Genomic DNA, 281 nt, shown 5'->3' with positions numbered 1-281 from the left:
GCCCTGCCCGTAGAGCGCCGTGAGCGCCGAGGTGGTCAGCCCGATCAGGGCGCCGATCTTGATCACGATGGCGAGCCCGGGCATCGCCAGACGGTCGATCGCCTTGGCGATCGGGTCGGCGACGTCCAGCTCCCGGTAGGGCTGCGGCCGCAACGTCTTTGACCACAAGAAACAGACCGAATTGACCGGGTTTATGTCTGCCAATGATCGCCATGGCCGATCCCCATGCTTCGTGAGCTGGATGTTAGCACTATGGTTATCGGGGACAAATACGGGCCGAC

The 281-nt window shown here is 62.6% G+C and carries 1 pseudogene; it reads right to left on the bottom strand.

Annotation, left to right across the window (positions count from 1 at the left end):
- Nucleotides 1-141 (bottom strand): annotated as a pseudogene (locus MKL09_RS13295) (amino acid permease); the annotation flags it as partial.
- Nucleotides 142-281 lie beyond the last annotated feature (140 nt).

It is taken from the genome of Methylobacterium sp. J-048 (assembly GCF_022829515.1).
Lineage (GTDB): Bacteria > Pseudomonadota > Alphaproteobacteria > Rhizobiales > Beijerinckiaceae > Methylobacterium.
The sequence above is the reverse complement of the archived record's forward strand: the minus strand, read 5'-3'. Positions and strand labels throughout refer to the sequence as shown.